The organism is Bradyrhizobium sp. (assembly GCF_030693485.1).
Taxonomy (GTDB): Bacteria; Pseudomonadota; Alphaproteobacteria; order Rhizobiales; family Xanthobacteraceae; genus Bradyrhizobium.
This window is the reverse complement of the sequence record NZ_JAUYAN010000159.1, coordinates 1-7,044: the sequence shown is the minus strand read 5'-3', so window position 1 is coordinate 7,044 and position 7,044 is coordinate 1. Positions and strand designations below refer to the sequence as shown.

The window sequence follows — 7,044 nt, the reverse complement described above, 5'->3', positions numbered from 1 at the left end:
CGGCGTCGATGCCGCCCTGCGGCATCTGCCATTCCAGGCCTGGCAGAATGATTTCCGGTCCGTCGTCCCTGAAACGTCGCCCGATCAGGACCTGACCGGCGGCGTTGAACAGCGCGATGCCCACATTGGGGCGGTAGGGTTTGCTTTCGGTCATGATGGAAGTCGTCATTCCGGGATGGTCCGGAGGTCCAGACCGCAGGTGCGCACTGCGCAACGGGGAATCTGAAGATTCCGGGTTCGCGCTATCGCGCGCCCCGGTATGACGAACTGATAGGCAAAGTTTCGAGCTGCCACCCTAGCCGCCAGCCAGCTTCGAAAATTCCTTCACCACGCGCTCATAGACCGGGCGCTTGAACGGAACGATCAGGTTGGGCAGGTTCTTCATCGGCTCCCAGCGCCAGTTGACGAATTCCGCCTTGTGGCCGCCGCCGGGGCTCGCGACATTGATCTCGTTGTCCTGCCCGGTGAAGCGGACCGCGAACCATTTCTGGCGCTGGCCGCGATAGCGTCCCTTCCAGGCGCGGCCGGCCACGGTGCGCGGAATATCGTAGATCAGCCAGTCCGGGACTTCGCCGAGCTTCTCGACCGAGCGGACGCTGGTCTCCTCGTAGAGTTCGCGCTTCGCCGCTGCCCAGGTGTCCTCGCCGGGATCGACGCCGCCCTGCGGCATCTGCCAGACGTGGGTCTCGTCGACATGTTCGATGCCGCCGGCACGGCGACCGATAAAGACGAGCCCCGCTGCGTTGATCAGCATCATGCCGACGCATGTTCGATAGGGCAGGTCTTCGTAGCGCGCCATTACGTTAAAGCCTTCTGCGTCAAACCTCTTGCAGTCACAGGTGCGGATCTGGCGGCAAGACCTCCGGTCCCAAAACCTTCGGTCCAAAGTCGCGCCAGTCGGTGATCAGCCCGATTTTGATTTCAGCATCGCGGTTGTCAATGGCACAAGCATGATGCCGCGGCTCTCGAGCGCCTTGATCCAGACGCCGATCCGCTCGATCGAAACCGGCAGCGCCGAGGCGACGCCGACGGCGGTGCCGCGGTCCCTTGCCAGATTTTCCAGCTTGGCGAGCGCCCGGTCGATCTCGCCCGCGGTCGGCACCGCGTCGATGACGAAATCGGCCTTGGCGAACGGCATCGCCTGGGCCGCCGCCAGAGCCGGCGCGGTCGAGCGCGGCGCCGAACCGTCGTCGAGATAGCCGAGCCCGCGTTTGGCGGCCTCGCGCATGATCGGCTGCATCACCGGGTCGGTGACGACGAAGCGCGCGCCCATGAAATTGGCGATTCCGACATAGCCCTGAAAGCGGCTGAGATGCCAGTGCAGCCGGTCCAGATTGGCATCGGCCGAGAGCGTGGTGAGCAGGGTTTGCGGACCGGGGTCGTTGTCGGGATAGTCGAACGGCTCCATCGGAATCTGCAGCAGGATCTCGTGGCGCTGCGCGCGCGCCCGCTCGGCCAGTTTGGAGGGATCCGAGCCGTAGGGCGTAAACGCCAGCGTCACCGCCGACGGCAGCTTCATGATCGCGTCGGTGGTTTTGGCCGCGCCGACCCCAAGGCCGGCGATCACGATCGACACCACGGGCATCTTCGCCGCCTTGGTGCGGTCGGCTTCGGCGGCGTAGACGGTGAACGGCTTCAGCCCGTCGGACACCACAGGGATCATGCCGTATCGTGATTTTTCAAGCAGGCGCGGGTCCACCCCGGCCATGGCGGTGGCCTTGTCGCTCCCGGCCTTGTCGGCGGCGTCGCCGCTGCCGATCACGACGTCCTGGCGCTTGCCGCTGGAGCCGTCGATAATGGTGACGGTCTTCTGGTCGGCCGGTGCGGCCTGGCTGGCGACGGATTTGGCGGCGGGCTCGGCGGCGCCGGAAGGCGCCAGCGCAGCTTTTTCGCCGGGGTCGGCCAGCGTGGCTGGCGGCCGCAGCGCGATGCGCGCAACCGGCTCGCCGCCAAGCGGATTGTCGCCGAAGATGGCGAAGCCCGCAAAGACCGCCAGAAACAGGCCCAGCAACACGGCAAGTGCCTGAATGCCGGTAAACGGCAGCCGGAAACGGCGCTTGCGGCGCGCCGTCTGCTGTCCGAGCGGTGCGCTCAGATCGTCGGCCGTCTCTGCCATAGGTCTCCCCGAATCAACTGATTCGACGATACCACGGCGGGGCAAGGCCGCGGCAGACGCCACCGCGAGAGTTCAGTGAAAGCGTGGTTCAGCGCGGCCGGGAACCGGCCGGGACCGCCCAGTAAAAAGGGCGACCCGAGGCCGCCCTTTTCGTAAGATCCGCGAGGGGTCTGATCAGTTCGCCACCTTGCTGGCGGGCTTGTCGATCGCGGCCTTGTCGCCGGTCGGCGCTGAGGCGTTGGCCTTGACGCCGCGCAGCAGGTCGGCCGCCATCTTCAGGGCCTTGTCGTTCTTGGCGTCCGGCGGCACGTAGGATTGCGAGCCGGTCTTCTCGTCGCCCTCGGACTTCAGATGGCCGCGCAGCGAGGCCTCGCCCTTGTTGGTCTCGGCCCGCGCCTTCAACTCATCGGGCACGTCCTGCAGCACCTCGATATCGGGAACGATGCCCTTGGCCTGGATCGATTTGCCCGACGGCGTGAAGTAGCGCGCGGTGGTGAGACGCAGCGCGCCGTTGCCGCTTCCCAGCGGAATGATGGTCTGCACCGAGCCCTTGCCGAACGAGCGGGTGCCGACCAGTGTCGCGCGCTTGTGGTCCTGCAGTGCGCCGGCGACGATTTCCGATGCCGATGCCGAGCCGCCATTGATCAGAACGATGATCGGCTTGCCCTTGGTCAGATCGCCCGCATGCGCGGCGCGGCGCTGGGTTTCCTCGGCGTTGCGGCCGCGGGTCGAGACGATCTCGCCGCGCTCGAGGAAGGCGTCGGAAACGGTGACCGCTTCCTCCAGCAACCCGCCGGGATTGTTGCGCATGTCGATGATGAAGCCCTTCAGCTTGTCGGCGCCGATCTGCGTGGTCAGGTTGCCGATTTCCCGCTTCAGGCCTTCGGTGGTCTGCTCGTTGAAGGTGGTGATGCGGATATAGCCGATATCGTCGCTCTCCGTGCGCGCGCGGACCGAACGGACGCGGATGTTGTCGCGCACGAGGGTGACGTCGATCGGATTGTCCTGGCCCTTGCGAATGATCTTCAGCCGGATCTTGGTGTTGACGGGGCCGCGCATCTTCTCGACGGCCTGATTGAGGGTGAGGCCCTGCACGGCTTCATCGTCGAGATTGGTGATGATGTCGTTGGCCATGATGCCGGCCTTGGAGGCGGGCGTCTCGTCGATCGGCGAGACCACCTTGATCAACCCGTCTTCCATCGTGACTTCGATGCCGAGACCGCCGAATTCGCCGCGGGTCTGCACCTGCATGTCGCGGAAGCTTTTCGCGTCCATGTAACTGGAATGCGGATCGAGGCCGGTCAGCATGCCGCTGATGGCGGATTCGACCAGCTTTGAGTCATCGGGCTTCTCGACATAGTCGCTGCGGACCCGCTCGAACACATCGCCGAACAGATTGAGCTGGCGATAGGTGTCCGATGTCGCGGCACGCGCGCTCGATCCCATCAGGACGGAGCGGGGCTGGGTCACGAACAGCGTCAACGCCGCGCCGGTAGCGGCGCTAAGGAGAATTACAGAAGTCTTGCGCATCATCCGCGAACCTTTTCGCCTTCACTTGCGGCCCACCATGGACCTGAATCGATTGGAGTGCCGTCCTTACGGAACTCGACATAGAGCACGGGCTGACTCGCGTTAGTGGCGAGGATGGATGCAACCTGGGATCTCGATCCCATGGTCGCGACCGGCTCCCCCGTAAGTACAAACTGGCCGATGTTAACCGAAATGCGCTCCATCCCGGCGATTAGCACATGATACCCGCCACCGGCGTTGAGGATCAAGAGTTGTCCGTAGCTGCGGAACGGTCCGGCGTAAACAACCCAGCCGTCACACGGTGTTGTGACCTGGGCGCCGGCCCGGGTTGCCAAAGAAATGCCTTTTTCGACGCCACCAGCGCCGTCGGAACCGCCAAAATCGCGAATCTTGCTGCCGTTAACCGGCATTGCGAATAGGCCCTTGGCGGAGGCAAAGGCGATGGCCGGGGTCATCCGGGCGGGGTCCTTCAGCGCCCCCAGATTGGGCTTGCCGGTCGGGGCGCCCTGCAGATTGGCGGTCGCGGCCGCCTTCGCGGCGCTTTTCAGATCCTGCTCCATTTTGCCGATCAGGCCCTGCAGGCTGTCGACCTGCCGGGACAGCGCGAGGGCGCGGGCGCCTTCCGCATCCATGTCCTTTTCGGCCGCGCTCTGCTTGCGCTGCCGCTCGTCGACCAGGGCTGCCATCCGGGTCTGGTCGTCCCGGAGCTTGTCGCGGTCGGCCGCAAGCCGGTCGCGCTCGGTGGCGATGGTCTTGCGCAGCGTCACCAGCTCGGTGAGGTCGCCGGCCAGTTTTTCCGCGCGCCCGCGCAACTCGGGGACCACGGATCCCAGCAGCATGGCGGTGCGCAGCGATTGCAGCGCGTCTTCCGGCCGCACCAGCAGCGCCGGCGGCGTGCGTCGTCCCGCGCGCTGCAGCGCCGCCAGCACTTCGATGATTTCGGAACGGCGCGACTCCAGCGAGCCGCGCATTTGCTGCTCGCGGCTGTCGAGCGGGCGCAGTCGCGCTTCGGCATCGCCGATCCTGGTCTCGACGCCGCGCACCTGGGCGGCGATGTCGATCAGCTGCGCATTGAGCTTGCTGCGATCCTGCCCGATCGCAGCGATATCGGCCTTGAGCTTCGCCTGCAGTTCGGCGGCGCTCTTCTGCTGCGCGCGGGTGGCTTCGAGCTCCTGCTCGCGCTGCTTGATGGCGTCAGGTGTAGCCGAAATGGTCTGCGGCGGGACTGCCGCGATCTGGCCGGCGGCCGGAGCCAGATGGATGCCGGCGAAGCCGGCAGCCAACAAGGTCATGGAAAGCGGAATACGGACCGAACACAGCCGGCCGCGACGGCCGGTGTCTGGGTACGATTGACTGTTCCGCGTTGGCTGCATCGATCCCGATCTGTGCTCTAAGCTTGGGTCAGGCGCGGTGATAGGGGTGCCCCGCCAGAATGGTCGCGGCCCGGTAAATCTGTTCCAGAAGCATCACGCGGACCATTTGGTGCGGCCAGGTCGCGGCGCCGAACGCAACGCACAGTTTAGCCTTGCGCCGCAAATCGGGCGAAAGTCCGTCCGCGCCGCCGATCGCGAAAATAGTGTTGGCGGCGGCCTCATCGCGCCAGCGGCCAAGATGCCGCGCAAACCCGGCGCTGTCGATGTTGTCGCCGTGCTCATCCAGCGCCACCAGCACGGATTTCTCCGGAATTGCGGCCGAAATCGCCGCGGCTTCCTCCGATATCCGCGTGGCGGCATCGCGCGCGCGGCTTTCCGGAATTTCATGAATGTCGAGCCCGCGAAAGCCGAGTTTGCGGCCGATGTCGCCGAACCGCTCGCGATAGCGTTCCGCAAGTTCCCGCTCCGGACCCTGCTTGAGCCGGCCGATTGAGATGACGACGAGGCGCATATCTGCACTTCCACGCGCATTGGCGCGCCGCACGTTACCGTGCGCTCAGCCGATTCACATCGGCTGCAACCGATCAGCCCGAACCAATCTGCTACGTCGCCGCCGCCGTCGGGCCCTGGGTCCACAATCGCTCGAGATTGTAGAATTCGCGCACTTCGGGCCGGAACACGTGCACGATCACATCGCCGGAATCGATCAGCACCCAGTCGCAATTGGGCAAGCCCTCGATGTGAAGGCTCTTGATTCCGTTTTCCTTGAGGCTCTTGGCGACATTTTCCGCGATCGCGCCGACATGCCGGTTGGCCCGGCCTGACGTAACGATCATGTAGTCGGAGAATGCCGATTTGCCGCGAAGGTCGATGGTGACCGTCTCTTCCGCCTTCATATCGTCGAGGCGGGAGAGGATCAGGTTCAGGGTCTTGTCGGCGTCGGGTAGCGCCTTCAAGGCCACGGCTTTGGTCGATGTTTTACGCGCGGTTTTGGGGGCGGTTTTTGCGGCCGCTTTCGCAACCTTGGGTAAAACAGACTTGGACAATACAGATGTGGTCAGGGACCATTCCTTTCACTGTATCGCGAACGCCGAATCCTGGCATCCACGGGCTATTCTAGGCATGTGGGGTTAATTGTTTCAATATTCCAGTGAACCCCGGCTCTCACTTCCATTCCGACTGTTACTTCTTTGTCTTCCAGCTTCCGTCCGGGTTCCGCAGCCCGGTCGATGACAGGTTCAGTTTCATGCCGGTCAGAAACACCCAGGCCGGCGCGCGCTGGTCTGCCAGCCGGACTGCCTGATTCTCGGGCAGGCGATAGCGCGCCAGCGCCTGGGCTGCGGGGGCCGCCAGCGCGCGAAAGCTTTGCGGCGGACGGTCGATCACCGCGATCGGCATCTCGGAGGCGATCCGCCGCCAGTTCTGCCAGCGGTGAAACTGCGCAAGGTTGTCGGCGCCCATGATCCAGACAAAGCGCAGGCCGGAAGCGCGGCGGCGCAGGTAGCTGATGGTGTCGACAGTGTATCGCGTTCCAATGACGGATTCGAGACAGCTGACATCGATGCGCGGATCGTCCGCCATTTTCCGCGCCGCATCCGCGCGCGCGTCGAGGTCGTGCAGTCCACCGAGGTCCTTGAGCGGATTGCCCGGGGTCACCAGCCACCAAACGCGGTCGAGCTTCAGCCGCTTGATCGCGAACAGGCTGATGGCGCGATGCGCGAGATGCGGCGGATTGAACGAACCTCCGAGCAGGCCGATGCGCATGCCGGCGCTGTAGAGCGGAATCGATTGGGCGACCGAAAGCGCGGCGACCGGAACTTTACTCAACGCGGCCACCGCGTCAGGAAGAAACTGGGCAGGCCGCCTGCAGCAACAAGACTGTCGTCGCCCGGCTTGACCCTACGAGATTCACACATCGTTGCGGAGGCTCCAGCCGTGAAGCATGGCTTTGAGGGATCGTAAGCCGTGCATCATTACGATGGGTCCTGGTTTGCCATAATAGCCTGTCCACCCACCAAGCCGTGC

General features: G+C 64.5%; 8 protein-coding genes. All 8 read right to left on the bottom strand.

The features are described from left to right. Positions 1-154, bottom strand: a 154-nt coding sequence (locus tag Q8N40_RS11780) for an NUDIX domain-containing protein (protein ID WP_305711939.1), incomplete at its 3' end; no start/stop codon positions are given. Between the two features lie 141 nt (positions 155-295). Continuing rightward, positions 296-799, bottom strand: coding sequence for an RNA pyrophosphohydrolase (locus Q8N40_RS11775; RefSeq protein ID WP_305318471.1), 504 nt, complete (start codon positions 797-799; stop codon positions 296-298). Positions 800-904: 105 nt separating this feature from the next. Then, positions 905-2,116, bottom strand: coding sequence for a divergent polysaccharide deacetylase family protein (locus Q8N40_RS11770; RefSeq protein WP_305711938.1), 1,212 nt, complete (start codon positions 2,114-2,116; stop codon positions 905-907). Between the two features lie 174 nt (positions 2,117-2,290). After that, on the bottom strand, positions 2,291-3,649 hold the full coding sequence (locus Q8N40_RS11765; RefSeq protein ID WP_305711937.1) for a S41 family peptidase: 1,359 nt from the start codon (positions 3,647-3,649) through the stop codon (positions 2,291-2,293). Continuing rightward, on the bottom strand, positions 3,646-4,938 hold the full coding sequence (locus Q8N40_RS11760) for a murein hydrolase activator EnvC (protein WP_305711936.1): 1,293 nt from the start codon (positions 4,936-4,938) through the stop codon (positions 3,646-3,648). Before Q8N40_RS11760 ends, Q8N40_RS11765 begins: the two co-directional genes overlap by 4 nt. Before the next feature lie 109 nt (positions 4,939-5,047). Beyond that, positions 5,048-5,530 carry a 23S rRNA (pseudouridine(1915)-N(3))-methyltransferase RlmH gene (rlmH, locus tag Q8N40_RS11755; protein ID WP_305711935.1) on the bottom strand — a complete coding sequence of 161 codons (483 nt, stop codon included), beginning with the start codon at positions 5,528-5,530 and terminating at the stop codon, positions 5,048-5,050. 91 nt (positions 5,531-5,621) lie between these two features. Next, positions 5,622-5,975, bottom strand: coding sequence for a ribosome silencing factor (gene rsfS, locus Q8N40_RS11750; RefSeq protein WP_305320659.1), 354 nt, complete (start codon positions 5,973-5,975; stop codon positions 5,622-5,624). 226 nt (positions 5,976-6,201) lie between these two features. Next, positions 6,202-6,846: a nicotinate-nucleotide adenylyltransferase gene (locus Q8N40_RS11745; RefSeq protein WP_305320660.1), complete on the bottom strand. Its 645-nt coding sequence runs from the start codon at positions 6,844-6,846 to the stop codon at positions 6,202-6,204. Positions 6,847-7,044 lie beyond the last annotated feature (198 nt).

Coding starts and splice junctions, on each gene's coding strand:
- Q8N40_RS11760 (WP_305711936.1), bottom strand. CDS start 4,938: ATGACCTTGTTGGCTGCCGGCTTCGCCGGCATCCATCTGGCTCCGGCC.
- rlmH (WP_305711935.1), bottom strand. CDS start 5,530: ATGCGCCTCGTCGTCATCTCAATCGGCCGGCTCAAGCAGGGTCCGGAG.
- Q8N40_RS11775 (WP_305318471.1), bottom strand. CDS start 799: ATGGCGCGCTACGAAGACCTGCCCTATCGAACATGCGTCGGCATGATG.
- Q8N40_RS11765 (WP_305711937.1), bottom strand. CDS start 3,649: ATGATGCGCAAGACTTCTGTAATTCTCCTTAGCGCCGCTACCGGCGCG.
- Q8N40_RS11770 (WP_305711938.1), bottom strand. CDS start 2,116: ATGGCAGAGACGGCCGACGATCTGAGCGCACCGCTCGGACAGCAGACG.